25 protein-coding genes and 1 riboswitch are annotated in these 25062 nt (G+C 52.3%); of the genes, 7 read left to right on the forward strand and 18 right to left on the reverse strand.

Annotated features, from left to right (window positions below):
- The 14 genes from mobP3 to RT018_RS11710 form a co-directional block, all read right to left on the reverse strand.
- Window positions 1-1912: MobP3 family relaxase (mobP3, locus tag RT018_RS11645; protein WP_312942164.1), on the reverse strand; the 1912-nt coding region annotated here is incomplete at its 3' end.
- On the reverse strand, window positions 1912-2328 hold the full coding sequence (locus RT018_RS11650; RefSeq protein ID WP_312942167.1) for a hypothetical protein: 417 nt from the start codon (window positions 2326-2328) through the stop codon (window positions 1912-1914). The genes RT018_RS11650 and mobP3, both read right to left, overlap by 1 nt.
- A 380-nt stretch (window positions 2329-2708) precedes the next feature.
- Complete coding sequence (locus tag RT018_RS11655) at window positions 2709-2975, reverse strand: DUF6103 family protein (RefSeq protein WP_018306608.1); 267 nt, start codon at window positions 2973-2975, stop codon at window positions 2709-2711.
- Between the two features lie 14 nt (window positions 2976-2989).
- Window positions 2990-3364: a DUF3846 domain-containing protein gene (locus RT018_RS11660; protein ID WP_018306607.1), complete on the reverse strand. Its 375-nt coding sequence runs from the start codon at window positions 3362-3364 to the stop codon at window positions 2990-2992.
- A 24-nt stretch (window positions 3365-3388) separates the two neighbouring features.
- The gene (locus RT018_RS11665) at window positions 3389-4897 is read right to left on the reverse strand and encodes a peptidoglycan DD-metalloendopeptidase family protein (protein ID WP_018306606.1); all 1509 of its coding nucleotides are present in this window, start codon (window positions 4895-4897) and stop codon (window positions 3389-3391) included.
- 4 nt (window positions 4898-4901) lie between these two features.
- Window positions 4902-5405, reverse strand: coding sequence for a gamma-glutamylcyclotransferase family protein (locus RT018_RS11670; protein ID WP_018306605.1), 504 nt, complete (start codon window positions 5403-5405; stop codon window positions 4902-4904).
- A gap of 12 nt (window positions 5406-5417) precedes the next feature.
- Complete coding sequence (locus RT018_RS11675) at window positions 5418-6455, reverse strand: amidoligase family protein (protein ID WP_018306604.1); 1038 nt, start codon at window positions 6453-6455, stop codon at window positions 5418-5420.
- 13 nt (window positions 6456-6468) lie between these two features.
- Window positions 6469-6948, reverse strand: coding sequence for a hypothetical protein (locus tag RT018_RS11680; RefSeq protein WP_080647586.1), 480 nt, complete (start codon window positions 6946-6948; stop codon window positions 6469-6471).
- 20 nt (window positions 6949-6968) lie between these two features.
- Window positions 6969-8732 (reverse strand): helicase HerA domain-containing protein, encoded by a 1764-nt coding sequence (locus RT018_RS11685; protein ID WP_312942197.1) that lies wholly within the window; start codon window positions 8730-8732, stop codon window positions 6969-6971.
- Window positions 8733-8793: 61 nt separating this feature from the next.
- The gene (locus tag RT018_RS11690; protein ID WP_312942177.1) at window positions 8794-9381 is read right to left on the reverse strand and encodes a hypothetical protein; all 588 of its coding nucleotides are present in this window, start codon (window positions 9379-9381) and stop codon (window positions 8794-8796) included.
- Between the two features lie 2 nt (window positions 9382-9383).
- Complete coding sequence (locus tag RT018_RS11695; RefSeq protein ID WP_018306600.1) at window positions 9384-9641, reverse strand: hypothetical protein; 258 nt, start codon at window positions 9639-9641, stop codon at window positions 9384-9386.
- Window positions 9617-12118: a DNA cytosine methyltransferase gene (locus tag RT018_RS11700; protein WP_018306599.1), complete on the reverse strand. Its 2502-nt coding sequence runs from the start codon at window positions 12116-12118 to the stop codon at window positions 9617-9619. Before RT018_RS11700 ends, RT018_RS11695 begins: the two co-directional genes overlap by 25 nt.
- Window positions 12118-12501 (reverse strand): DUF4406 domain-containing protein, encoded by a 384-nt coding sequence (locus RT018_RS11705; protein WP_018306598.1) that lies wholly within the window; start codon window positions 12499-12501, stop codon window positions 12118-12120. The genes RT018_RS11700 and RT018_RS11705 overlap by 1 nt, the downstream gene beginning before the upstream one ends.
- 19 nt (window positions 12502-12520) lie before the next feature.
- A complete protein-coding gene (locus tag RT018_RS11710; protein WP_018306597.1) occupies window positions 12521-13426 on the reverse strand; it encodes a conjugal transfer protein TrbL family protein in 906 nt (301 codons plus the stop codon).
- 201 nt (window positions 13427-13627) lie between these two features.
- Here RT018_RS11710 and RT018_RS11715 point away from each other — a divergent pair, with 201 nt between their 5' ends.
- On the forward strand, window positions 13628-13795 hold the full coding sequence (locus RT018_RS11715) for a hypothetical protein (protein ID WP_018306596.1): 168 nt from the start codon (window positions 13628-13630) through the stop codon (window positions 13793-13795).
- A gap of 101 nt (window positions 13796-13896) precedes the next feature.
- Here the strand turns inward: RT018_RS11715 and RT018_RS11720 are convergent, their stop codons facing one another.
- The gene (locus RT018_RS11720; RefSeq protein ID WP_018306595.1) at window positions 13897-14319 is read right to left on the reverse strand and encodes a hypothetical protein; all 423 of its coding nucleotides are present in this window, start codon (window positions 14317-14319) and stop codon (window positions 13897-13899) included.
- A gap of 287 nt (window positions 14320-14606) precedes the next feature.
- Window positions 14607-14713: riboswitch (NiCo riboswitch) on the forward strand.
- Between the two features lie 112 nt (window positions 14714-14825).
- On the opposite strand from RT018_RS11720, the gene RT018_RS11725 reads away from it, so the two are divergent.
- The 6 genes from RT018_RS11725 to RT018_RS11750 all read left to right on the forward strand — a co-directional run bounded on the left by RT018_RS11725 (window position 14826) and on the right by RT018_RS11750 (window position 22182).
- A complete protein-coding gene (locus RT018_RS11725) occupies window positions 14826-17348 on the forward strand; it encodes a cation-translocating P-type ATPase (protein ID WP_312942186.1) in 2523 nt (840 codons plus the stop codon).
- Between the two features lie 4 nt (window positions 17349-17352).
- Window positions 17353-17724, forward strand: a complete 372-nt coding sequence (locus tag RT018_RS11730) for a class I SAM-dependent methyltransferase (RefSeq protein WP_018306936.1) — start codon at window positions 17353-17355, stop codon at window positions 17722-17724.
- A gap of 167 nt (window positions 17725-17891) precedes the next feature.
- Window positions 17892-18365 (forward strand): MarR family winged helix-turn-helix transcriptional regulator, encoded by a 474-nt coding sequence (locus RT018_RS11735; RefSeq protein WP_230398908.1) that lies wholly within the window; start codon window positions 17892-17894, stop codon window positions 18363-18365.
- Complete coding sequence (locus tag RT018_RS11740; RefSeq protein ID WP_312942191.1) at window positions 18362-20128, forward strand: ABC transporter ATP-binding protein; 1767 nt, start codon at window positions 18362-18364, stop codon at window positions 20126-20128. The genes RT018_RS11735 and RT018_RS11740 overlap by 4 nt, the downstream gene beginning before the upstream one ends.
- A complete protein-coding gene (locus RT018_RS11745) occupies window positions 20118-21770 on the forward strand; it encodes an ABC transporter ATP-binding protein (RefSeq protein ID WP_312942193.1) in 1653 nt (550 codons plus the stop codon). Before RT018_RS11740 ends, RT018_RS11745 begins: the two co-directional genes overlap by 11 nt.
- Before the next feature lie 43 nt (window positions 21771-21813).
- Window positions 21814-22182 (forward strand): YkvA family protein, encoded by a 369-nt coding sequence (locus RT018_RS11750; protein WP_225544039.1) that lies wholly within the window; start codon window positions 21814-21816, stop codon window positions 22180-22182.
- A gap of 164 nt (window positions 22183-22346) precedes the next feature.
- On the opposite strand, the gene RT018_RS11755 is transcribed toward RT018_RS11750, so the two are convergent.
- The 3 genes from RT018_RS11755 to RT018_RS11765 all read right to left on the reverse strand — a co-directional run bounded on the left by RT018_RS11755 (window position 22347) and on the right by RT018_RS11765 (window position 24924).
- Entirely contained in the window at window positions 22347-22685 is a 339-nt protein-coding gene (locus tag RT018_RS11755; RefSeq protein WP_018306109.1) for a DUF3852 domain-containing protein, read from the reverse strand.
- Window positions 22686-22754: 69 nt separating this feature from the next.
- On the reverse strand, window positions 22755-23225 hold the full coding sequence (locus RT018_RS11760) for a hypothetical protein (RefSeq protein WP_018306110.1): 471 nt from the start codon (window positions 23223-23225) through the stop codon (window positions 22755-22757).
- A 13-nt stretch (window positions 23226-23238) separates the two neighbouring features.
- On the reverse strand, window positions 23239-24924 hold the full coding sequence (locus RT018_RS11765) for a hypothetical protein (protein ID WP_018306111.1): 1686 nt from the start codon (window positions 24922-24924) through the stop codon (window positions 23239-23241).
- Window positions 24925-25062: the final 138 nt, after the last annotated feature.

Below are 25062 nucleotides of genomic sequence, written 5' to 3' on the forward strand. Positions count from 1 at the left end.
GGTATTGGAGCTTATCATCGTGCCCTTTTTCCTCCAGAGAGGCGAAGCCGAGAAAGGCTTCCTTGAAACGCTGGTCAGCGTCCGGCTGGTTTTTTACGCAACCGATGCCGTCCCGCAGCATCTTACCAAGCTCAAAACTGGCATAGGGAAAGCTCTGGTCTGCCGAATGGGTGTAGAGGGAAAAGGCGGTTTCATAATCTTGCTCCACACCCTTGCTGTGGTAATACAGACCGCCGAGGGAATACTGCGCATATTTGTACTTCTCGTTTGCGGACAGGGTAAGCCAGTCCGCCGCCTGTAAATAGTCCTGCTCTGTGCCAAGCCCTGCGGCGAACATTTTGCCGATGCGGTATTCGGTATACTTCCAAGGCTTTTCTTCCTCGGCAGCATGGAACACTGCAAGTGCCTTTTCATACCAGCCATAGGCGGCATCCGCATCCGCATCGCACCCAAGTCCATCGGCGGTCATGCGGCCAAGGTCATAGAGCGCAAGGGGATTATCTTTATCCGCTTCTAAAAGAAACAAATCGAATGCCTGCTCAAAATCCTGCGGGATATCGGCATCCTCATCGCCGTGGAGATACTGTTTTGCCAGCTTGTATTCCTCCGTCCACCATGAAGTGGGTGATTTCTCCCTGCTGCGGAAGGACGGTTCGGGCGGCGGTTCAAAATCTTCCTCCGGCTCGGCGGGTGTGTTGTCCAGCACAGGCTCCACGGAGTGTGCATCGTCATCCGGGTCGGCATCCGGCAGTGCGGTTTCCACTGAAGCTGGTTCCTCAAAGGTCATCGTACCGCTGCCGAGGTTCAATGCTTCCTGAATGACCCTATTGCGGATGGGCTTGAAATCCTCGCAGCGGGAAAGGGGCGGCGGATCGGAAGGTGTTTCGGTGTAGATGGACTCAATTCTGCCCCTGACCTCCCACCACAGGCGGTAGGCTTCGGCAATGCGGCTGTCCTGCGCCAGCTCATCCACAATTTCATCCACCACATTTTTCAGGTCTGCTTTCAGATAGCCGTACTGCTTTTTGCCGCTGACTGTTTGCAGACGCTCGGCAAGGTGTGTGAGGAGCTGTTCCATGCGCCCGCTGACCAAAACACCGCCCTTCATCTGGCGGATCAGGTCTGTCATGACTTCGGCAGTCTGTTCCTTCAGCGCATCCCGCCGCTGGGTCTTTTCTCTGTACAGCGGAATCAGCTCCTGCCGAAAAATCTCATTTGCCAGAGCGGACTTCATTTTGCGGATGCCCTGCTTGGTAAGGTAGCCCTCCCTTGGATCGGTGCTGTAGCAGATCATGTGTATATGCGGGTGGTGCGATTCGTTATGAAACGCCGCGTACCATTTCAGGTGGTCAGGGTGGATTTTTAAGCTCTCGGCCAGCTCCATCGCCTTGGAGGAAAGTAAGGCTTTCCAAGCCGCCGCATTTTCAAACCCAAATTTGCCTGCATCCTCCCGTCGTAGGGAAATAATCGGCGTCCACACATTTCCTGTGTGGGAGGACACTTCCTCCGCAACCTGTGACAAGATCAGAGGCGCATCCCCGGCTGTAAACAAACCGTGGGTATCAAACTTTTCTACGCGGGGACGGTTTGCGATGTAGTCCAGATATTTTTCCCGCCCGCTGATTTGATCAAGATTCTGTTCCAGTGCAATGGAAATAAACTCCGAGGCGTTTCCCCGGTTGGGATTCTCACAGTAATCCTCATATTCAAATAAATCCTTGGTATCAGGAAACTCCCGAAGTATCTGTGCAATCAGTTCTTTCTGCTTCTTGGTGGAGTGCCAGAGCCGGTGGGCGCTCTCCATTTTTTCCACGCCGTCACGGGTGGCAATGTATTTGACAAGGTTATTTAAATGGGCGGCGGTCTTTTCCCCGCCCTTGAGATAGGGGCACTTGAGAATAATCCGCGCCATTATTCTTCAGCCTCGATGCCATTCTGAAACTCCACCGCATCGTCCAGACGGATTTTGCCCTTGGTCTTTTTCACCTCGGCAACGCACCGCCCGCGAAGCCGGTGCAGCTCCTCATCCGAGACATCCAGCGTGGTTGCCAGCAGATGCATCATCATACTGATTTCCACCGAGAGGCGAAAGAGATTGCTTGCCACCCGGTTCTCCGTTTTTTGCAGCGTCCCCTCCATGGAGGAGAGCAGTGTCTTGGAAAGATACGAGGAGGTGTCCTCCGTTCCAAGGTAGCCCATGTAAAAGCAGAGCGCCTTTTCTATAAACTCGCTGCGGCTCTTGCAGTTATCTTGTATCAGCCAGCCGTCCAGCCGTTCCATGGTTTCGGGATACAGCCAGACCGCCGTTCGTTCCTTGTTGTTTTTCATGTGAAAGCCTCCATTTCGTGCGTGTACACCTGCGAGGTGACCGTATAAAATCCTTTATTCTCCTGCGTTTTTGCGGATTCCGACCACCCTGACCGTGACAAATCCTCAATCCGGCCACCTCATGGGAAGGTGCGAAAAACGCCCAGCACTGCTGGGCGAAGTGGGCGGCGGGCGGTCGCTTGCGACCACCCGCCTTTATCCCGCTCTTTTTTCGACCGTGGGGAGCTGCCAGATTCGGGAGCCGGTGCGCATTTCCGAACGCCCTGCACAAAGCCCTCACGTTGCCGTTTGTGGCGGGATGGGTGCATGGATGCCACCTCTGCCCTGAAAACGGCACACAGGGGCGAACGGGGGGCAACGCTGTGGGACGGGTGTGTGCCTTAATGCGCCGCCCCGTTCTGTGTTCCGTCGGCGGCAGCAGCGGCCTTCTCTTTTTCCTTCTGCTTTTTGAACGAAGTGGCGGCGGGAGCATCTTCGCAGCCCTCGTCAATGTATTCCCGCACGGAAGACGGAACGTATTTTTCATAGAGCTTTTGCAGAGAATCGCAAAGCTCCTGTTCCAAATCCGCGTCTTTTTTCTCCATGTAGCGTTTCACCGCACGGAGCTTTTCGCCGTCCATTTGAACGGTAATGCTTTCTTTTTTCATGCTGAGCGTCCTCCTTAAAATCGAAATCCCATAAAGGTAAAGCCGGGTTCCAGCTCCGGTTCCTGCCCGGTGAATTCGGGAATGTCCGCAAAAAGCTGGCTGTATTCCGCAACTTTGCTCTTGCTGAGAGAGGCAAACTCACCGTCATGGGTGGTATCGCAGACAAAAAACGGGCCGCAGATAATATCCGCGCCCAGCCGCCTGTTGGGCGGCATTCCGTTTATTTTGCCTTCCTCATTGCAGACAGCAACGCAGCCGTTAGGAAAGCTGATGCATTCAATCAGGCCGCCCACCTCCGCCTGCAGGCTGGCAAGGTCATTTCGGATTTCCTTGACCTGGGGCGCCTGCCCCGGCTCAATTTTGAGTACCTTAATCTTGTTTTCACGCATAAAATCATCCTTCTTTCTCTTTTTTTATGACAGATAATTTCTCGGATTCTGCTTCACACCGTTCACCCGCACCTCGAAGTGCAGATGGTTTCCGGTGCTGCGCCCGGTGGAGCCCACCTTGGCAACGGTTTCCCCGGCTTTCACGGTCTGCCCCTCCCGAACGAGAATCTGAGAGCAGTGACCGTATAAGGTGACCAGCCCGCCGCCGTGGTCAATGGTAAGATAATAGCCGTAGCCGGTGCTGCCATAGACCACGGTTTTCACCGTTCCTGCCTTGGCCGCACGGATGGAGGTGCCCTTGGCGGTGCCGAGGTCAATACCGGAATGTCCTGCCTGTTGTCCGGTGATGGGGTCCGTCCTGCCGCCGAATTCGGAGGTCACCATGGACCGCCAGCTCTTTCCCAACGGAGAGACAAAGCCGGTGGCGGAGCTTTCCGGCGCTTCGGCATAGGGTCTTGCGTACAGCACCTGCTTGCCGGAATCGAATAAATCCCGGTAGACGACCTGTCCTTTGGAGGAGGACGCGTCCACCACCTTGCCGTCCCCGGCATAGATGCCAACGTGGGTAATGTTCATGAAGCGGCCGTTGGGCTCGTGGCTCCAGAACACCAAATCGCCGGGGGCAAGGCTGGATTTGGGAATGGTCAGCCCGTTGTCCACACAGTATTTTCCCTGCGCCGCAGCCGTGCCGGGGAGATTTACCCCCAGCTTTTTATACACCCACTGCACAAGATAGCTGCAGTCGGTGTAGCTGCCTTGTCCGCGCAGCTCCTGGGAATAGGGGTCGCCAAGGCGGGAAAGTCCAAGCTGGACAGCCTCCGCACCCGCTTCTCCGACAGGCAAATCGGAGTAAAAGCCATCCATCTGATCCGGTGTCCAATCCTGCCACGAATCGGAACCGTCCCCCTCCAGGGGTGCGCCGGTGCCGTACCGGGCACGATAATAGATTTCATTGGCATTGGCCTGATCCTCATAGGTAATTGCTCTGCCGAACAGTGTGCGGATGTTGTTGTAGACGGCGGGCAGCGAAGCAATAGGAACGGCTACGGTGTAGGTTTCCTCCGAGGTGGTGCCGTCGCCGTTGTCCACGGTGCGAGTACGTTCTTCATAGGTCACAAAGCAGTCCACATATTTTCGATGCTCCAGCCGGGAGGGGGACTCCGCGCCGAAGAACAGAGAATAAAAAATTGCCTTGACCCGGTAATCGTCAAGGCTGTCCCCATCCTCCATCTCTGCATTCACGCTGGCAATCGCGCCGTCTATGAGGGTGAAGCTTTGGCGCATATCCCCGATGTACTCCCGGTACTCCGCAGGCATACTTGCTGGAATCACACCGCCGTGAAAGCACAGCTCCACGGCGGTGTTGTTGTGACCCGTGGTGCCAGAGAGCAAGGCACAGACCAGCACGACGACCAAAATCAGCGGGGACAGGACGGCGGCGATTACCCAGCCGATGGTTTTCCGGGTGCGCTCATCTGAAAGCGCTGCAGCGGCGGCTTTTGCAACCGCTGCAATGGTTGCGGGATCTGCCATGCCGTCACCACCATTTCAGGCCGCCGAAGCCGAACAGGCTCTGCTGTTCCGGCTCCGGTTCGCTCTCCATGAGCTGCTCGGTATAGTCCACCGCCTGCTCCAGAACAGTGGGGTCAAAGCCTGCGGTTTCGTAGCCCTCACGGATGGTGTTGTAGTAGTAATCCGAAGGATAGCCCAGCCGGTGACCCGGCGTCATCACATAGACCATGGCGGACACCGTCTGGCCGTCCAGCGGCAGCTCCATGATTTCCTTGTCGTAGAACCGGGGAAAGCCCTCATAAAGATCCAGCGCCGCCTCATCCTTCGGTGTAATTTTCCACAGCAGAACAGGGACAGAGGCACCCTCGCAAGGCTCAACGGTAGCGACCGCACCGTTTCGGCCGCCCCGGAACACAAGGGCATAATCCTTGATTTCGGATGCACCCACCACCTTGGCGGAGGGGCATCTGTGCGCCATCTGCGGCAGATTGAGATTGCTGCCGTAGGCAATATACAGCTTATTTTTCATACATTCTCCCTTCTACATGGACATAGTAAAAGCGGGGGACTGTTCGTCCTCCGCTTCCATTTCGGTTTCCGGTACCGCTTCTTCCGGGGGAGCCTGTGTCTGCTGACGCTCCGCCTCACGTTTCTCCCGCAGTCGTTCCTTTTGCCGCTGGGCCTGTGCCGGGTCTTTCCAAGCGATGCAGCCCTCCAGATGATCCAGCAGATGCTGGCGGGCGGTTTTGAACTCGTCCCCGATCATACCGAGGCGCAAAAGCCACACCCGAAAGGTGTATTTTTCGTTGCTGGACTGTGTTTTTGTGGGGCTTGCCGACCGCTGGTTGAGCGCCTGTGCGGTCATGGCAAGACAGAACTGGATGTATGCCTTGATTTTTCCGGCGTGCAGCTCTCCGTTGAACGCCCGGAACTCCACCGTGCCCTTCTGGAACACGCTGTGCAGATTCAGGCAGTGGTAGCGGCTGTCGTGATAATGCTCCCGGCTGCCGTCCCTGCCGTTGTACCAGAGGTTTTTCAGCCGGTCGAGGGTGGCTGGCTTCTGCCGATTGAGCCGTTCTAAAAAAGCGGGGTCAATCTTCCGGCAATAGTGGCTTTCCCGTCCCCGCGAAACCTTCAGCGCCTTGTAAATCATATCTTCCTTGGCCGCCATGATGTTCACCAGATTGCGGAGGTGGGGTGCGTCAAAGGGTGCGGCGTTGATGTGGATATGAATGCCACAGGAGGAATTCACAAACGCCCCGGCCTCCCGGAGCTTGCGGATCAGCTCCTGCACCGTTTCGATGTCCCCATACTGACAGATGGGGCTGACCACCTCCACGCTGTAATTCCGGTCGGCGCTGACCTTCCTGCGTCCCTCTTTTCGCTGGCAGTCCAGACTGCCGTCGCTCATGACCTTCCACTTGCGGCCGGTGGTATCCCTCGCAAAATAGGCGTCGTAGAAGCTGCCCTCATATTCTTTGGTGGTGCCGAAATGTTCGGCAATGACCTCGGCGGCGCGGCTTCTGGTAAGCCCGGTCATTTCAACTTCAATCCCGAAATCCTGACCTTGTATCTCCATTTACTCACCGCCTTTACCACATCCGGTGCTGCAGAGTCAGGTCTTTTTCCTGAGACAGCCCCGCTGTTTCCGCTGCGGAATTGATGAAGCCGCACAGTCGTTCCCTGCGCCAAGTGTCAATGAGATACCGTCCGCATTCCTCATTCAGCGCATTGATTTTCAGTACCGTATCCCGCACACACTCTGAAACGGCGGCGGGATCACCCTGTGCCAAGGTGAGATCGTCGATGTAATCATCCAGAATCTTTCCCATGAGGGACACATCCTCTGGGGCATAGTGGTAGCTCCCGGCGTAGGGATCGGGGTATTCCTTGCCGTCCATACAGCTGCGGAGCTGCTCCAAAACAGCGGGGCGTTCCTCGCAGTCCGCTTTCTGGTACTTCTCCATAAAAGCTAACAGATCCGCCTCCCGGTTGGGGGTGTAGCGGATAAAGGACAGCATATCTTCGAGGAGCCCCGATTTGTTTTCTTTCTGCTGCTGCAGTCTGTTCATGATTTTTTCTCCCTTCTTCATTATCTGCCGCCCGCCGTTCCGAACAATTTCTCCTTATACGCCGGAGCGTGGACCGCAAGGTTGTACCGCTCAATGCCGCATTTGTAAAGGCACACGCCGCGTTGGGGAAAGCGGATGAGGTTGTATTCCGATTCCTCTAACTGGAGGCTGTCGATATAGAACCGCTTGTCGATGTTGCCTGCGTTGAACAGAAAGGCGTGGGTAGGGATAGAAAACAACGGCTTGGTCAGCTCCCGGATATGCTCAATGTTGAAGTCCTCCAAATTCTGAGAAGCCAGAATGACCGAGGATTCCTTTTTCCTGACACGCTTCATGAAATTGCGGATATATTCATTAGCCGTCAGGTTCGTGAGGAACAGGTACAGCTCATCAATGGAGGCGGCGGTGTTCCCCTCGGTCAGCAGCTTATCGCTCATGAAGGACAGCACATTGAACAGCAATGCGTTTTTCACATTCCGGCTGGCCTGCAGAAGTCCCTTAACACCGAACACAATAAAGCGGTCTGAGGTCACGTTGGTGTGGCCGTTGAAAAACTGGCTTTCCGCGCCCATGCACATGGAGTGGAGCCCCAGCAGGATTTCCTGCAAAAGCTCCGGCGGGTAGAGCTGGTATTTGGTTTTGTCATAGCCCTTGTACTCGGTTTCAATTAAGGCATACAGGTCGGACAAAATGGGATAGTCCGTGGCAGCCAGCTTTCTGAAATCGGTGCGGTCGCTGATGCCAAAGTTTTCGTACAGCTTGCCCAGCATAATTTCAATGGCATCAATGTGGCGGTCGGAAAAATCCTTGTAGCACCGGAAGAAATCCTTGAGAAAGCTGATGTGCTGGCTGAGCTTGGTGGACTGCCGGAACGCCTGGGGCGCGTCGGTGTCCTCCGGGTTGCCGCCTTCATCCCATGTTTTCGGCTCCAGCGGGTTGATCCGGTACCGGCCTGACATGAGGTCAATGAAGCAGCCGCCGAGATTTTCGGCCAGCTCCACATATTCGTGCTCAGGGTCCAGGCACAGAACAGACTTGCCTGATTCGAGGATATTGCAGAGGATGAGCTTTAACAGATAGCTCTTGCCTTGGCCGGAGTTGCCGAGTATCAGGACATTCGCATTGGTTTTGTCATCGTCGCGCTTGTCAAAATCCGCAATGATGTTGGAGCCGAATTTGTCCCTGCCGAGGTAAAATCCATGAGAATCGGTCTTGCCGCTGTAGTTGAAGGGATAGAGGTTTGCCACAGAGCTTGCGGGCAGTACCCGTTCAAACTGGCTGGCGAACACATTCCATCCGGCAGGGCCTACGGCGAGAAAACCCTCCCGCTGGCGCAGCATGAGCCGGTCCACATTGAGCTTGCTGCGCACCAGTTCGGTGAGAACATCGGTTTGGAGGAGCTTCAGCGCATCGGAATCGTGAGCGGTCAGCTCAATGAAAACAGCGCAGTGCAGGAGCGGCTCCCGGTTTCGGTGCATGGAGGACACCAGCGTGACCACATCCTGCAGATTGCTTTCAGCGGTGACAGTCTGCTGGAGATCATTGGTGGAGCTCTTGTCCATGCGGTTTTTATTGGCAGCGCCCGTGATGATTTTCTTTTCCTCAGCCGCAGTTACCTGACGGGTGTAGATGCGCAGGGTCACGCCGTCTTTTTCGCCAAGGTGGCGCAGGATGGCCTGTTCCTCAGTGGCGGTGGGATATTCACGAAGTGCCCAAACGCAGCGGTAGGTGTTGCCGCAGATAAAATAATCCGTGTTGAATTTGATGATGCCCGGTGCAATCATGTCAAGGAAATCCTTGATTTTAGCATCCTCCTGCGGCACTGTTTTTTCTTTTTTTCTGTTCTTACTCACCGAAAATCACCCACCTTTCTCCGTCATAATCCTCGTATTGTTCCGTTGTGACATTCTGCTCATAATAGACACCCAACAGGCGCTTGATGTTGCTTTCACCCGCCTTGCGCACCGTGAAGCCCTGATCCTTGAGGCTCTTTTCGATGCGGGAAAGGTAGGGCTGAACATCGCTTTCTTTTTCATTCCGAAGCCGTATAATGATTAAAAATTCCCGCGCCGTCGCCATCTGCACCTGCATACGGTCAAGGGCTGTCTGATCCTGTGCCAGCAGCTTTCGGATGACGGGGTTCTGCTCGGCGTCCATTCTGGCTTTCAAATAGCTCTTATTGTCCTCAAAGTTTTCCCGGCTGTTTAAGCACAGCATTTCAATTTCAGCAATTCCCTTGAGTACATTCATGAGGGCATAAATCCTTGCCCCCACACTGCTCTCAGACAAAACACTGATATTCGTCGGCTTAATCATAAAAAATACCTGCTCACCATGGGGCGTCGCAAGGCTGTGTCCGTTGATTCCCTCAATGCCCATGAGCTGGCGGGTTGAGGCTTTTTCCCTTGCCTCCTGTTTCTTTTTCCGGTTCATATTCACGCCCTCCATTCATAGGTCTGCTGCTTGCCAAAGAAGAAAGCTGCGGCATAGCGGATAAAATCAAGAATGCTTACATCCTCGAAGCGAATAGATAAAAAGGCATAGACCGCCGTCAGAACAATGGGCGGCAGCCAGCCCAGCCGGGAGAGTGCGAAGACGGAAATCAGGCAGCCAACGCCGATGATTCCGATGTCTCGCAGCTCCCACAGCCACAGGGTCGCCTTGGATTTTAAGTTGTCGGGGTAGATGTACATGGGGGTGATTCCTCCTGTTCCTCATAGATTTTTCGCAAAAAATAGGCGATCCCACGGAGAACAAAGTTCACACATGGTATCGCCACACTATTTCCAAGAGCTTTATATCGGGCACTGTCCGATGAGCTGGGAATCAGCGTCCAGCCATCGGGAAAGCCTTGGAGCCGTTCACATTCCAGCGGGGTGAGCCTGCGGATGAGGTTACGCCTTTCCACGATGCATTTGTTCTGACTGACATACTGGCTGCCGATGCCTTTCTCATCCCCTCGGCAAAGCGCGCCCACCACCTCTTGGTACGGTTCACACACGGCGTGCCGGTCGCTGGTCGTAATGGTGTAGCTGATGTCCGACTGACAACCGAGGCCGTTGCCGCCGTTTTCCGGCTCCCGGTCAATGGTATTGCCCGCAATGCAGATGGTTTCCTGCAAAATCGCAATGCCGCCTTGATTCTTACTGGGGTCGGGGTTTGTCGTGTCAATGGTTCTGGCAACGTCCGTTTCCCGGCATCCCGAATGGGGATTTGCCGATTTCATGCTGTTGGATTCCTTTGAATCCAGTGAAAAGGCAACGGCACTGCCCACCAGCGGAACATTATTACCCCCGGTTCCCATCCGTGCGGACATGGTGGGCGCCACAGCATGCGGGCCAGTGTAACGGCTGTCGATGCCATGATTTTCAAATAACACCGGCTGATTATTGCCGCTCATCCCGGCACTGGCCGTAATGGTTGGGCAGACACCCTCGCCAATTTCAGCACCGCCCTGTTGAGTCGCCATGACCAATGGCTGATTGTTCCCGCCCTGTCCGAAGCCTGCGGATACTGTCTGCGATACCGCCACCGGTCCGGTAAAACGTGAATCTTGTGCGTGGTTGTCAAACACCAGCGGCTGGTGTCCATGCTCCTGGGCGCGGAGCGTACCGGTAATATCCTCGGTGCAGTGCATCTGGCTGCCGCCCTGATCGTTGAGGCACAGCACCGATGGAGCCGTACCCGTTTTGATGGTAGGGGAACACTCCGCCTGATAGCCGATTCCTCTGGCCTCGGCACTGGCGCTGCCGCAGAAGCCTGCGGTAAGCACACAAGGGTAGCCCTGTCCGGCCTGCCCACCGCCGCCGGTAATGGAGGTATGAACTTCCGGCGTGAGAAAGCAGTCGCCGTCGCCCTTGCTGACAACGCCTGCAGCAAACAGCAGCCCTGCCGAATTTCTGCCCCCGCCGCCTCGTCGTTGCAAACTTCGCTCAGTTCCTTCGGGTGCTTCGCACTCGAAATTCACACGCTCCGTTGCACCTCCTCTCCCCAACGAATCTGACGATTCGCCGGGGTCCCCTTTGGCGGCAAGAGTCGGCGCCACACCCTCCGGCGTAAACACACGGCTTTGCTGGGTATCCCAGCCGTTCAGACAGTTCGGCTGGGATACCAGCGGAGGATGCCCTCCCATACCGGCGCGCAGTGTAGACGAAACATCCTCCGTGACATCCATCCGTTCGCCGCCCTGATCGTTTAAGCAGAACAGCGGCTGTGCCACAAAGGTCTGCTGCTTCATCCCCGGCTGGGCCTGTACCGCCCCCGCAATATCGTGCAAATCCCGCACTTCGTCACGCTGATTCGCGGCAAAGGCTATCGCTGTTTTTTCTTCTGTCTGGATATATCCGTGCCCGCCGCCTTCGCCGCCGTAGAGGGCGGGCCATGTCCCGGTTTCTTCAAAAATGCGGCGGCTCTGTACATCCCATGGGGTCAGGCAAGCCCCGCCTGTATCATCAGGGCATCCTTCAGTTGGGGCGGCAGTTCCTTGCCGCGGGCCTCCGCTCTGCGCAAGATCCCCAAACAGGCTGTCTTGCTTAAATAGTATTTCGGGTGCGGTCGTGCCTCCAAAATCTGCGACAAGGAAGATGCGACGGCGTCGCTGGGCGACTCCCCAGAATTGAGCGTCCATGACTCTCCAAGCCAGGCTGAATTCATCTCCCAAAAGGACAGCCCCAGCAGATTCCCAGCGCCCGGACTCAGGTCGAGGCACATCACAGGCACTGTACTTAATGCGGACAATCTCCTCGATGACCGCTTTGAAATCTTCCGCCTCTGAGGAGCTGAAAGCTCCGGGGACATTTTCCCAAACGAGGTATCGAGGTCGAACAAGGTGAGCTGGTACGTTTCGTTGCTCATCGACTTTTCTCATCTCCTTTGTGATTCGTGTCTGCTCCATAAACAGGCCGGAACGCTCACCCGCCAAGCCCCGGCGCTGGCCAGCGACCGATAAATCTTGGCAGGGTGAGCCGCCGCAAATGACGTCCACAGGCGGCAGTTTCGCTCCGTCCAGCTTTGTAATATCCCCGACATGGAGCATTTCGGGGAATCGGATTTTTGTCACTTCGATGGGAAAGGCTTCGATTTCACTGGCCCATACGGGAGTAATACCGTTGCGGATAGCCGCCAATGGAAAACCTCCAATCCCATCGAAGAGGCTCCCCATCGTCATCATCAGACCATCCTCATCGCCTGCTGGGGAGCTTCGGCCGGTTCGGTGCCTTTAGCTGTGCCGATAGCAAAGCCATTTTCCTGTTCCATCACCCGGCGAACCGGGATTCCGATTCTGACCGCTTCCTCAATTTCAAGGTGCATTCCATAAGAGATGCGGTCGCCGTAGCACCACAGCTCGTCGCAGCGGGGGAGCATGGCAAGCCCCATATCCAGACCGAGCTGGCGTTCCTGCGGATTGGAATCTTCAAGGAGCTGGGGGTATAATAAATGGGGCGCAAAAAAAGCGTGCCCCTCATTCATCACATGGCGGCACGCTTTCCTGGTAAATTCGGTATTCTGTTCGATGTCCCCGGCGTAAGGGGACGCCACATAGATTAGTTTCATAGGCAAATTCCTTTCATGATTATTTCGGCGCTACTGCTTGTACGATGGTGCGGGTGGTGTTGACGGCCGCCTGTGCGGTATACACGGCGCTCATCACATTTGCCTTTGTGCTGGTATCAAGCCCGAAGGCTCCGGCAATTCGCGGCACTTCTCCGGCGGCCAGCATCAGTCCAAGCCCCAGCAGGGCATGGGTTCGCAGCACCATAAGCCCTGCCGCGAGGATAGATGCCTGCAAAAATGTGGTGAGGCACAGGCCGATGATCTGCTTGCACCATTGTGTAAAGCCGTCGATGTAGCCGCGGGGCACGGAAAACATATACAGGCTGCCCACGGCAATCTGGATCAGCAAAATGCCGCCGCGCTTGAGGTTGGCAAAAAACACTTTAATGACTGCATAGCCCATCATGATAATCATAAAAAGCAGCAGGATCGGGCTTGTAATGACAGACAGCCCTCCGAACACGCCGGAGCCCATGGCGCCGCCGATATCCGGAGAACTGCCAAGCTCGGAAATGATGTTTCCCGCAAGGTCACCGAAGCTGGTGCCGTAGCCGGTGATGCCCGCCGTGAGGCTGCTCTGGAGATTCACCGAGAGCTTGAAAAGCTCCACCGGCACAGTGGTAAAAAGGGACACCGCCATAAAGCCCTTGATAGCATTTAAGGCGGTGTCCTTGATGCTGCCCCGGCCGTGCTGGTACTCGATGCCGGTTTCAAACGCCGACACCACCAGCCCGGTTCCGTACAGCGCCCAAGCCAGATAGGAAAAAAACAGGACGATGGACTGCACCCAACTCATTTCGAACAGCTCCACACCCATGTTTCCCATCTGCGCAAAGAAGTCGGCCAGAAAGCCGACCACCTGTCCGTAGAGCCATTCGATGATCTGATCCATGACGGTTCCAAGAACAAAGTCCCAGATAAACATTGGATTCTCACTCCTTTCTGTGGAAATAAAAAAGGCACACCATAGCAAATGCTGCGGTGTGCCTGCGTATCTGTTTGAACGGATTTCGGGTGGGGTGCAAAGATTTAGAAAACTTCAATAACGACTTGACAATCCGCTCGTTCAGAGCTTCAATACCACACAACGGTGGCCACCGAAATAAGGAAATAGGAGGTCAATTGCGTGGCAGACTACAAAAAAATGTATGATTCGCTGTTTAACGATGTGACAGATGCCATTTCGCTGCTTCAGCGTGCGCAGCAAAAGACGGAGGAGTTTTTCATCTCCGGCGACGACGGCGTTATTGTGGAGCTCAAAAGAGATTCAGAGCCAGATGACAACGATAAATAGCGAAATTCGTTTGCAAGCAGCAAGGAGAGCGGCTCTGCCGCCCTCCTTGTTTTGCTGCTGCAAACTCCTTTTTGGGGAAATAAAAAAGACGCACCGTGGGTTCATTCACAGTGCGTCTTGGAGCATATTTGTGATTGTTGTTTCAGCTCGCTTACCCTGATGGGGTCTATATAGTGGGTGGCATAGGCTTTTTCGATGTCCTCGCCGCCGCTTTTGGAAAACCGAAGCTTCCTTGCATGGGAGCAGTTTTTCAGTCCCCACTGCTTATAAAATGTCCACGAAGCCTTGAGATTGTTTTTTGTGGCATAGCCCCCAATTTCCCGCATGATAAGGGACAGCTTGGAGAGGTTCCCCTTGCAGACACGCTCCAAATAATCCACCTTGCCGAAGCGCCACCGCTCATAATCCTCTTTGGAGAGGATGCTTAAATCCATCAGCACCTGCACGGGGACAGCTATGCCGTTCTTTTGGAGCTGCTGATACATGGAGTTATGGATTTTCCCTTTCATATCATTACTGTTCACCGCATCACCTCCTGCGCCTATTTTACTGCAAATTTCTTCGGAACGCCAGATGTTTCCGCTCTGTTTGGAAGCCGTGTGTAAAAACAGTTCGATCCACTACATCCCCAAAATCGTCCAGTCAATACTTGCATAAGGACGGTGAACGGATTTTAATTTTCAAACAAAGCCCCCCTTTTTCAAGAAATGGGAAATTATCATATTTTAGTTGACAATTACATTACAGCCGCATATAATATTTAGTAACCTCTTTGCACTGCATTACATTCTTTACTTGGAATGCGAGATCAACAGTACAAACTGAGCAGGCGATGAACCTTTTTTATAAGAGGTCATGGGGCCGGGCCACCCAACGAGTGGCAGCAGATTGCATAATGCGCACATCTGTGGGACAGTAGTATGTTCCATAGGTGTGCTATTTTTATACCCAAATGGAACAACGACCACGAAAATGGAGTGCCATAGAGCTATCAAACGACTGCCGAAAGGCTAAAACGGAGGTACCTTTTATGACAAGCAACAAACTGAACATGGCAGGCCTAGCCGCCGCCGAAGCAAAACGATTGCAGGAACAATATGGCAAAAATGAATTGACCTCACAGAAGAAAGAGAGCTTTCTAAGAAAAGTTCTGCACATTATCTGTGAGCCGATGTTTTTGCTGCTGATTGTTGCTGCAATCATCTATTTTATTCTGGGTGAACCCAGAGATGGTGCGATTATGCTCATTTTTGTAGTGGGCATTATCAGCATTGATGTCATCCAAGAATGGAAAACAGATAAAACCTTGAACGCTCTCAAGGATTTGTCTGCCCCACATGTCACAGTCATTCGTGACGGCAAGGAGCAGACAATTGCAAGCTGCGATCTTGTTCCTGGCGACTTAATGATGATTTATGAGGGAGTCAAAATTCCTGCTGATGGTATTGTGCTAAAATGTAATGACCTGTGCGTGGATGAGTCCTCCTTAACAGGCGAAGCAGAAGGTGTGTGGAAAATTCCAACCGAAAGTGCAGAGCCCATTTCTGACTATTGGCGGAAGGATTACTGTTATGCAGGAACTTTGGTCACACAAGGAACAGCAACAGTGCTGGTTGACAAAATCGGCGGAGCTACCGAATACGGTAAAATCGGTGCAAATGTTGCCGCAGCACCCGATGAGGATACTCCGCTTCAAAAGCAGACAGGCAGCCTTGTTAAGCTATGCGCTGGAATAGCGGCCGTTTTGTTTGCCCTTGTGGGTGTGTTCACTTGGTTTAACATACCAGACCATGGCTTTGGAGACCGACTCATTGAGAGTATTCTATCTGGTATTACCCTTGCGATGGCAATGATACCCGAGGAGTTTCCGGTGATTCTTACCGTGTTCCTTTCTATGGGTGCGTGGCGGCTTGCTAAGAAAAACTCACTTGTACGCAAGCTTCCGTCCGTTGAAACGCTGGGTGCTGTATCGGTACTTTGCGTAGACAAAACCGGTACCATCACTATGAACCAGATGACTGTGCAGGACACTTGGGCGGCTGATGGCGACACCCATAACTTGTGTGAAGTGATGGGGCTTGGCTGCGAAACTGACGCCTATGACCCAATGGAAAAAGCAATGCTTAAACATTGTGATGGGCTTGGCATCTCCAAAGAACATCTCTTTGGCGGCGAACTAATTAGCGAATATGCTTTTACCAATGAACTGAAAATGATGGGACATATATGGAGAAGAAACGGCAGCATTGTTATTGCCGCAAAAGGTTCACCAGAGCGTATTTTGACCATCTGTGAGCTGACGGAGAACGACAAAGAAGTAGTGGAGCATAAAATTACCGAAATGTCGAAACAAGGCTTGCGAGTCATTGCGGTTGCCACTGCAAGCCCTCAGAGCGAATCGGAAATTCCAGCACAAATCATCGATTGTCGTTTGACGCTTTGCGGACTCATCGGGCTTGCAGATCCCCCACGTGAAAGCGTAAAAGCAGACATTGCGGTATGCAATAGGGCGGGTATTCGTGTTGTTATGATTACAGGCGACAACGGAATTACCGCATCCTCTATTGCAAAGAAAATTGGTATGCCAAACAGTGACCATATCATCACAGGCGATATGCTAAACGAAATGACTGACGTGCAACTGCGTGAAAGGGTTAAGGATGTCAGCATTTTCTCCCGTGTTATTCCTGAACATAAAATGCGCATTGTGAAAGCGTTTAAGGACAACGGCGAGATTGTTGCTATGACCGGTGACGGTGTTAATGATGCACCTGCTCTAAAATATGCAGACATCGGCATTGCAATGGGCAAGCGTGGCAGTGAGGTATCTCGTGAGGCCGCCGACCTTATTTTAATGGACGACAACTTTACCACCATTGTGGAAACAGTCAAGGATGGCAGGCGAATTTATGATAATATCCGCAAGGCAGTGGGCTATGTGTTCACCATTCACATCCCTATTGCATTTGCCTCCCTGCTTGCACCTATCCTCGGCATTGCGCCGACAGCACTGCTTTTGCTGCCGCTGCACGTTGTGCTTTTGGAGCTGCTGATTGACCCCACCTGCTCCATTGTGCTGGAGCGCCAGCCTGCCGAAACAGATATTATGGAACGAAAACCTCGTGACCCCAAGGAAAAGCTTTTGACTGCGCACATTCTGGCGAAAAGCGTGTTGCAGGGTCTTGTCATCTTTGCCGCATCCTTTGGTGCTTACTATGTGACGCTCTCCGGCAATGCAGACAATGCATCGGTTGCCCGCGCCATAGGGCTTTCCATTATTATGATTTCCAACTTATTCTTGGTGCAGGTGAACAGCTCTGATCATGACTTCGCCCTGCAATCTATCATTCGTCTTGCAAAAGACAAGGTAATGTGGGCCGTGAACTTCGGAACACTTGCGATGCTGGGCATTATCCTTTACTCTCCGCTGAATGCATTCTTGAAGCTGGCACCGCTGTCTGTACCCATGCTTTTGAAAGCCGTTGGGATTGCAGCAGTAGCCGTGTTCTGGTATGAGCTTGTGAAGCTTGTAAAAAAGCTGCTCAGAAGGTAAGCCTATGGGCTGGTATCAAGATATTGCTTTTCCAACGCTGATGCGATGGAATATTGGAAAAAATTCCATTTTGAAAAAGCGTACCGCACTGCTGAAACACGCATACGGCAACATTCTTGAAATAGGAATTGGGGAAGGCACCAACCTTCCCCTTTATCCTACTAATATTACACACATTGCTACTGTGGAGGCTTATCCTAGAAAGCTGAAGGATAGTGCCATCGAGGTTGCGTTATTTTCGGAAAGTGCCGCTGCACTTCATTTTGACGACAACACATTTGATACTGTGGTTTCAACCTTTTCCTTGTGCAGTGTGGATGATTTAGAACAATATAGTCCAGAGTATCCTTGTCAAAGGCAGGTGAGCGAATTTTAGTTATCATATCATTTTTCTCCTTTTTCCTCTGTTCATATGGTGAACATGTTTTCTCTTCAAACCTCACCTTAGATCCTTTAATATCCATTTTCATTGACAGAAAATAAAAGATGTAGTATCATACAGTTTAGTTGATACTACATCTTTTTTATGCTGGAGGTGCTATTATGGATGCCACTAAACGGCAAATCACAAAGATTGCCCGTGAAGTCAATAAGTTTACTGCCCGTATGCTGAAGCTGGACGGTATTGGAACTGCGGAATATGATTTCATCCATGTGGTTCGCAAAAATCCCGGCATCACACAGGCTGCCATTCGGGAGATTCTCGCATTGGATAAAGGGGCCGCTGCCCGCCGTGCGGCCAATCTGGAGGCAAAGGGGTATCTTATCAGAAAGGCAAACCCTGCCGATGGCCGCAGCCAGCTGCTCTATGCCACTGAAAAGGCTGACCAATTAAAAAACTCCAAGGCTTCCGTTGAAGCTCTTTATTATGAATATTTGCAGGAAACATTGTCTCCTGAGGAAAATGCTGAGTTCTGTCGGCTGCTGAACATCCTTTACACGCGCTCCAAGGCAGAGAGCAAGGCAGACTTTCCAAACCTCATTCACCGCTTTTTAGAAGGGAGCGGAGGAAAATGAGCAGCACAAATCAAAATATCAAACAGGTTTCTCAGCCTGACCATATTCTGTCCTACTTCAAGATGGAACGTTGGTCGCTCACGCTGGTTACGATTTCAGGCATCCTTTACAATGTTGGAATGATTGCGGGGCCATATTTTGAAGGCCGTTTGGCACAGTGCCTGTTCGACATTATGGGTGGTCGTGAATCCTTTTCCGCCATGCTGTCACTGGCGGTGGTCTATCTGATTGTCATTTTAGCCGTGCAGGTCATGCGCTGCGTGAAGCGCTTCTATGTGCGCCGTTTTGCAAATAATACCAGCCGCAACATGCGTCATATGCTCTACAACAGCCTCGTGAACATGAGCCGGGATGAACTGGAGCGAGAAAGCATTGGAACGGTGATGACCAAAGCGGTATCGGATGTGGATGCCTGCGCGGAGGGCATGCGAAAGTTCACCACAGAGGTGTTTGATACCGGCGTGGTGCTGATTGCGTACCTTGCCATGCTGTTTTATTACGACTGGCGTCTGACGCTGATTTCCTGTGCCTTTACCCCTGTCGCTTATTTCATCGCAGGACGTTTGAAACACCGGGTAACGCAGTACAACGGGACATACAAAAAAAGCGCCGAACGGCTGAACGGTGCCACCATGGACAGAGTCTCCAATGCGGTTACCTATCGCATTTACAGCTGTGATAAAAACAGGGACCTAGCTTATGAGGGGTACCTGAGAGACTATGAAAAGTGCGCAGTGGCAGCAAATTTTTGGGAGAACACCATGCAGCCGCTCTACCACATCATTTCCATGTGCGGTGTGATATTTGTCTTGTATCTGGGCGGTAAAAATGTTACCGGTACTGGCTGGAGCAACTGGAATATCGCCGCTTTCACCACATTCCTGTCCTGCTTTGCCAAAATGGCGCTCAAGTCATCCAAGACTGCGAAGCTGTTTAATTCTGTTCAAAAGGCACAGGTTTCCTGGGCGAGAATCAAACCGCTTATGAAAGAGTATGTGGAGCAGTCTACTCTGTCCGATATGGATTTTTCTGCCGGGGCATCGATTAAAGTGCGGGATTTGTCTCTGCGCTGGGAAAACGGGCAGCAGGTGCTGCACGGGATTTCTTTTTCCGCACAGCCGGGACAAATCATCGGCGTGGCGGGAGCAGTTGCCAGCGGAAAATCCATGCTGGGCAAGGCGCTGTTGGGGGAACTGCCCTACGAGGGTAGCATTGAGGTAGATGAGCGAGAACTGCGCACGCTGAGTTTATACGAGCGCAGCCGGCTGCTGTCCTATCTGGGGCATGAACCGGAGCTGATGACAGAGAGCATTGAAGAAAATATTCGTCTGGGTGAAAAAGGCGAAATAGCCCGCTGCCTGAAAACGGTGTGTCTGGCAGATGAAATTTGTAAAATGCCGCAGGGAGCGGCTACCTCCGTCGGCAGCGGTGGAATCCGTCTGTCGGGCGGTCAGCAGGCACGTCTTGCGCTGGCTCGCACCTGCTATCATGCACGGCAGATTTTGATTTTGGATGACCCCTTTTCCGCAGTGGACCAAAAAACCGAACGGGAGATTTTTGCAAATCTGCGTCTGCTGGCTGCAGACCGCATCGTTATTTTAATTTCCCACCGTTTACAGCTGTTTCCACAGTTGGATCATGTACTCTTTCTGGAGCATGGCACGAGCGTACTTTCCACCCATTCTGCGCTGATGCGGGGAAACAGCACCTATGAGACACTCTATCAGGCGCAGGCAATGGGAGGTGCAGGCCATGAAGAATAAGAACGGACTTGGCGTCGTTTTTCGGAAGACCGTCCGTCAAAACAGTGGGATGACCCTTCTCACCGGTATTCTGATCGCCGCCTGTGTGGCAGCCGCGCTGTTTCCTCCCCTTGTTCTGGAGCAGATGGTAAACCGGCTGACCGGACGGCAGGCCGTTTCTCTTGTGCTGCCCCTTGGTTACTTTGGGCTGCTGGCACTTTCTGATTTGCTGGAGTCAGGTCAGAGCGTGATGATTACGGTGTTCGGGCAAAAGATGACCCATAGTCTGCGCAGCGAGCTTTGCGCCAAACTGAAACGACTGCCGGCGGCTTATTTTACACAGCATGCCCCCGCCAAAATCACCTCTCGCTTTGTCAATGATGTGGATGTGGTGGATTCTCTCTTTACAAACGGCATTATCGGGATGGTTGCCGATGCGTTTAAGGTACTGAGCATTCTTATGGTCATCTTTTATAAAAGCACCGGGCTTGGAATCCTGATGCTTTTGGTGACTCCGGCGCTGTTCGCCATGACGCGTCTGTTTCAAAAGCGAATGCTCAAGGCGCAGCTTGCAAACCGTGTCGCCGTCAGCAAGGTAAACAATCATGTGCCTGAAACCATTCATAACATCCGCACGATTCATACCCTGTTTCGGCAAAAGTACATGGAAGAAAAGTATGATTCCTATATTGAGGAAAGCTACCGTGCCCTCGATAAGTCCAATCTGTATGATTCCATTTATTCTCCCATCGTCATTTTTGTCAGCTCCTGCGTGATTGCAGTGATGATGGTGTTCGCCGCTTTGGGCGGTGGAATGCAACAGTTTTTTGGAATTACCGTGGGTACGGCAGTTGCCATCATCGCCTATGTGGGCAAGGTGTTTGAGCCGCTTGAAAGCATCGGCATGGAGATCCAGAACATTCAGTCTGCTGTGGCAGGCGTAAAGCGAATCAACGAATTCCTGTCTGAAAGAGAGCGCACCGTACCGGAGGGCACCTCAAACAGGGCGTTTTCCGGCGCAAACGGGGAATCAGCTATTAGCTTTGACAATGTGGAATTTGGATATGACGATAAAACCGTAGTCTTACAGGATATGAGTTTTTCTGTGCAGCAGGGCGAAGCAGTCACATTTATAGGCAGAACCGGTGCCGGAAAAAGCACGCTGTTCAAGTTGATTCTTGGCTTGTATGCTCCGCAAAAAGGGCAAATATTGATCAATGACATTGATGCCGCCCAAATTTCAGATAAACGAAAAAGAAAGCTGTTCGGTTATGTGGAGCAGACCTTTCATTCAGTTGCCGGAACTGTGGCGGAGCAAATTTCTCTGTTTGATGATTCCATCGGTCAGAAACAGATTGAAGAAGCTGCAAAACTGGTAGGCCTGCATGAAAATATTATGGAACTGGACCAGAGGTACAACACGCCGGTGGAAAAGCTCACCTTCTCTCAAGGTCAGTTTCAGCTTCTCTCCATTGCAAGGGCGGTTGCGTCACAGCCTAAAATTTTACTGCTGGACGAAATCACTGCAAATCTGGACAGTGAAACTGAGTTGCGGGTGCTGCAAGGCCTGGAACGGGCGTGTAAGGGGCGGACCGTATTGTCTATCTCCCATCGTCTGAATGAGAGCACGCACAGTTCTCGCTTGATTCAAATTGGTGAATAACAAAATGTGAAGCCCTGAGATTCATCCTGAGAGGATAATAACTATGGATTTGAAAAAAAGAGCACGACAGTTGAAAACCGATATCCCAGCGGTATTTCTGTGTATGAAGGACAAAAACACTCCTGCCATTGCAAAAGTGTTGGCTGGTGTAACCGTCGCCTATGCCTTATCACCGGTTGATCTGATACCGGATTTTATTCCCGTGCTGGGGTATCTTGACGATGTCATTTTGCTTCCCTTTCTGATCGCGCTTACCATTCGTTTTATCCCGCAAGAGCTATTTGAACATTATCGGGAAGAAGCAACGGGCCAATGGGCAAGCGGGAAGCCGAAAAAGTGGTACTATGCTCTCCTGATTGTGGCCATCTGGCTTCTTGTTTTATGGCTGATTATAAGAGCATTTCTGTTTTAACTTTGCAGCTATCACAAGAAACTGGAAATAATAAATTGCAGCGCCTGCATTTTTTCTTAGATGCAGACAAGTTGATAATGTTATATTGCATATAACCTGCAATAGGCTGAAAGTATAGGCAATCTCACCAATTAGGATGAGATTGCCCATCTTCTATTTCACCATCACATTCCGAGAATTGTCCAGATATAGGTCGGAGCCGTGAGGGTGAACACCAAGCAGGCGAACAGAATCGCAGGCGCGGCCCACTCAAATTGCCCGTGTTTCCTATAGTCGAAGTATGCCGTTCCCAATTTTGCAAAGAAAAACACCGCAAGAATCAAGTCGATTGCCGGAAATACCACCTTGTTGACCACCGTCTTGATCTGCCCGGAGGCGTCGTTCCACGTTCCCTCGATTGCTCCGGCCACGTCGCCGTTTGCCGCAAAAGCGGTTGTGCCGAACAGCAGGCTGACCATGAGGATGAGCGAGAGCGCCAATGCGACTTTTTTGTATCTTTTCATAAAGACCACCTTTCTGAAATGAGGAACAAGGCCGCAGGATCGCTCCCGCCGCCTTGTTCTTTTTCTGTGTTATAGCTGCATGGTCATGTCCATGCCCGGAGTCTGTTGCTCCAAAAGCGGAGCTACCGCAAGCACCTGCGGATTTTGGTAAAACTTCAGGTCGCCCCGGAATCCCTTTTTCAGCGCACTGAATTCCTCCGCTTGTGCAAGGAGCTCAGCGGAACAGCCGGAGGGCAACTCCTGATTCCAGCGCACCCAATCGCCGCTTTGATAGCGCGGCTCCAGTTGAAGAATCACATAATCCTCCGGCACAAAAACGGGGTATTTTCGCAGCCGCCCCTGCGTATTCACGTAAGGATGCCCCTCCTTCATGACAGTCATTTCCATAAGCCGCAGGGTGTCCGCAAGAGAGGTGCAGAACCAGCATTCCCGATCTTCAAACCGCCGGATGCGTCCATCCTGTAAAATTGCATCCAGCCGATCCTTTTTCGTGTAGTGGAATAGGCTGCCCTTTGGAGCCTCAATTCGTTCATATGCCATCTTCGTCCCTCCCTTACGGCTGGAGGGGACCGGCGTGCCAATCCTGCCACAAATTGCCCTTTATGGTCAGACTGTCGGTCAGGTTGGCGGACAGCATTCCATCCGGCGTCCATGCATCTATGAGCCATGTGTTGACGGTATAAGAGCCGTCCGGCATCCAGATCGGGCTGAAATGGGTGCGGTTTTTGTAGGTGGAATACGGATTTTTCTGAAACTCAAACCGCCCTGTACCCATCCGCTCCAAGAGCCGCCAATAGGTTTCGTAGCCGAATTCAGGGAAATAGCTGACCGCATTCTGCGGCTTGGTAACCGCCGAGCTTTGGTTGGAACTGATGCTCCCGGTGACGATCTGGTTGATACCGTACCCTGACTTCATAACCGTTCCGCTGGCAGTAGGATTTTTGCTGTCGCACTGAATGCTCATGGCTGCGGTCAGGCTGGCGCTGTAGCGATCCAGATCAAATTCGTACCAGCCGTGATCACACCAATATCCATCCTCGTCACTCCCATGCCACACCCAATATTCCTGCCACCATGGACGCCAGACGCCCCAGCTTGCCGTATTTTTCACCGTCCGATTTGGAACAGCAACACGGGAGAAGCTGTCGTTTCGGTCATCGGCTACGGGATTGGGCGGCGAGTTCTTATCAAGGTCAACGATTTTAACGTTGAGCGTCGTTTTCGCCGTGCTGCCGGGGCCGGACACTGTCACTTCAATGGTCATGTTCTGCTCGGTATCCGGGGTTTTCCATTTCACCCACGCAAGCTGGCTGTCGCCTTCAGGATAATAAACATTGCCCACGCTGTAGGTTTGGCCGCCGATGTTGAAGCTGACGCGGGTGGGGCTGTCGGGATCGGACTGTCCGCCGCTGATCCGCACTGCCGTGATGACGTCGGTGTTGACCCGGTATTCGTAGTCATAGGCTTCAATCTGCGGTTCCTCCGACTTTTCCTTAAAGCGGACGATCCCAAGCCCAAGGCTGGACTTGATATCCGCATTGGTGGCGGCGCTGGTTTTGCTGCCTCCCCATGCAGGGTAGCCAAGATCGCTTACCTCCAAAAACATGGCAAGGGGCAGATTTTTGTGAGTGAGGGATACCATACGGCGTCTTAACAGGCCGCTGGTCTGCTCATCATAGAGTGCTGCTTCGGTAGCGGTGGTGGCAATCATGGTGCCCTCAAATTTGTAGTAAGCGATGGGCTCTAAAAGTATCTTGTACTCACCGCCGATGAGGACATCGTAATCCATGCCTGTGTGGTTTGAAATCATTTGTATGATGTACTCTGAACAAAAGTAGCTTTTAATGGCTTCAATGTTATTGCTTCCGTTGGTGCTGATAATACGAGGCATGGCTTGTGGCGGATTAATATATTGATATTTATTTGTGGTCGGTTTCAACCCACTGCCTGCAGTATATTGCATCTTGCTCACTTTCCCAAAATGCACTTGGATATTGTTGGGAGACTTATTGGTTAAATCAATAGAAGTTGTCACTGCTGCATGGTCACTTGCTCGAACCACAGTGACGCGCACACCTTCGTTGCCGCTGTTCCATGAATTGGTGCTGGTTCCGCTGCCCATCCCGCCGCCACCGCCGTCAATATTTCCGCTTCCGCCAGTATCGGCAATCGCATTCATCGGGCAGAGCAGGCAAAATATGAGGAGTAACGGCAGGGTCCGTAGAAGTAATTTCTTCATCCTGACCTCCTATTTTTGCAAATGAAAAAGACACGGTATCTTTCAACCGTGTCCTTAGAATGATCTTGTTGTTTAGTCCATAGTTTATCTTTAGCTGGCGGATGTCTAACATGGTACAACCGTTGATTGTAGCAGGAT

It is taken from the genome of Oscillibacter sp. (assembly GCF_032060045.1).
Lineage (GTDB): Bacteria > Bacillota > Clostridia > Oscillospirales > Oscillospiraceae > Oscillibacter.

Bases quoted from the DNA above. Each gene is read 5' to 3' on its own strand.
- RT018_RS11650 (WP_312942167.1), bottom strand. From the start codon at position 2,328: ATGAAAAACAACAAGGAACGAACGGCGGTCTGGCTGTATCCCGAAACC.
- RT018_RS11655 (WP_018306608.1), bottom strand. From the start codon at position 2,975: ATGAAAAAAGAAAGCATTACCGTTCAAATGGACGGCGAAAAGCTCCGT.
- RT018_RS11660 (WP_018306607.1), bottom strand. From the start codon at position 3,364: ATGCGTGAAAACAAGATTAAGGTACTCAAAATTGAGCCGGGGCAGGCG.
- RT018_RS11665 (WP_018306606.1), bottom strand. From the start codon at position 4,897: ATGGCAGATCCCGCAACCATTGCAGCGGTTGCAAAAGCCGCCGCTGCA.
- RT018_RS11670 (WP_018306605.1), bottom strand. From the start codon at position 5,405: ATGAAAAATAAGCTGTATATTGCCTACGGCAGCAATCTCAATCTGCCG.
- RT018_RS11675 (WP_018306604.1), bottom strand. From the start codon at position 6,455: ATGGAGATACAAGGTCAGGATTTCGGGATTGAAGTTGAAATGACCGGG.
- RT018_RS11680 (WP_080647586.1), bottom strand. From the start codon at position 6,948: ATGAACAGACTGCAGCAGCAGAAAGAAAACAAATCGGGGCTCCTCGAA.
- RT018_RS11685 (WP_312942197.1), bottom strand. From the start codon at position 8,732: ATGATTGCACCGGGCATCATCAAATTCAACACGGATTATTTTATCTGC.
- RT018_RS11690 (WP_312942177.1), bottom strand. From the start codon at position 9,381: ATGAACCGGAAAAAGAAACAGGAGGCAAGGGAAAAAGCCTCAACCCGC.
- RT018_RS11695 (WP_018306600.1), bottom strand. From the start codon at position 9,641: ATGTACATCTACCCCGACAACTTAAAATCCAAGGCGACCCTGTGGCTG.
- RT018_RS11700 (WP_018306599.1), bottom strand. From the start codon at position 12,118: ATGATGACGATGGGGAGCCTCTTCGATGGGATTGGAGGTTTTCCATTG.
- RT018_RS11705 (WP_018306598.1), bottom strand. From the start codon at position 12,501: ATGAAACTAATCTATGTGGCGTCCCCTTACGCCGGGGACATCGAACAG.
- RT018_RS11710 (WP_018306597.1), bottom strand. From the start codon at position 13,426: ATGTTTATCTGGGACTTTGTTCTTGGAACCGTCATGGATCAGATCATC.
- RT018_RS11725 (WP_312942186.1), top strand. From the start codon at position 14,826: ATGACAAGCAACAAACTGAACATGGCAGGCCTAGCCGCCGCCGAAGCA.
- RT018_RS11730 (WP_018306936.1), top strand. From the start codon at position 17,353: ATGGGCTGGTATCAAGATATTGCTTTTCCAACGCTGATGCGATGGAAT.
- RT018_RS11735 (WP_230398908.1), top strand. From the start codon at position 17,892: ATGGATGCCACTAAACGGCAAATCACAAAGATTGCCCGTGAAGTCAAT.
- RT018_RS11740 (WP_312942191.1), top strand. From the start codon at position 18,362: ATGAGCAGCACAAATCAAAATATCAAACAGGTTTCTCAGCCTGACCAT.
- RT018_RS11745 (WP_312942193.1), top strand. From the start codon at position 20,118: ATGAAGAATAAGAACGGACTTGGCGTCGTTTTTCGGAAGACCGTCCGT.
- RT018_RS11750 (WP_225544039.1), top strand. From the start codon at position 21,814: ATGGATTTGAAAAAAAGAGCACGACAGTTGAAAACCGATATCCCAGCG.
- RT018_RS11755 (WP_018306109.1), bottom strand. From the start codon at position 22,685: ATGAAAAGATACAAAAAAGTCGCATTGGCGCTCTCGCTCATCCTCATG.
- RT018_RS11760 (WP_018306110.1), bottom strand. From the start codon at position 23,225: ATGGCATATGAACGAATTGAGGCTCCAAAGGGCAGCCTATTCCACTAC.
- RT018_RS11765 (WP_018306111.1), bottom strand. From the start codon at position 24,924: ATGAAGAAATTACTTCTACGGACCCTGCCGTTACTCCTCATATTTTGC.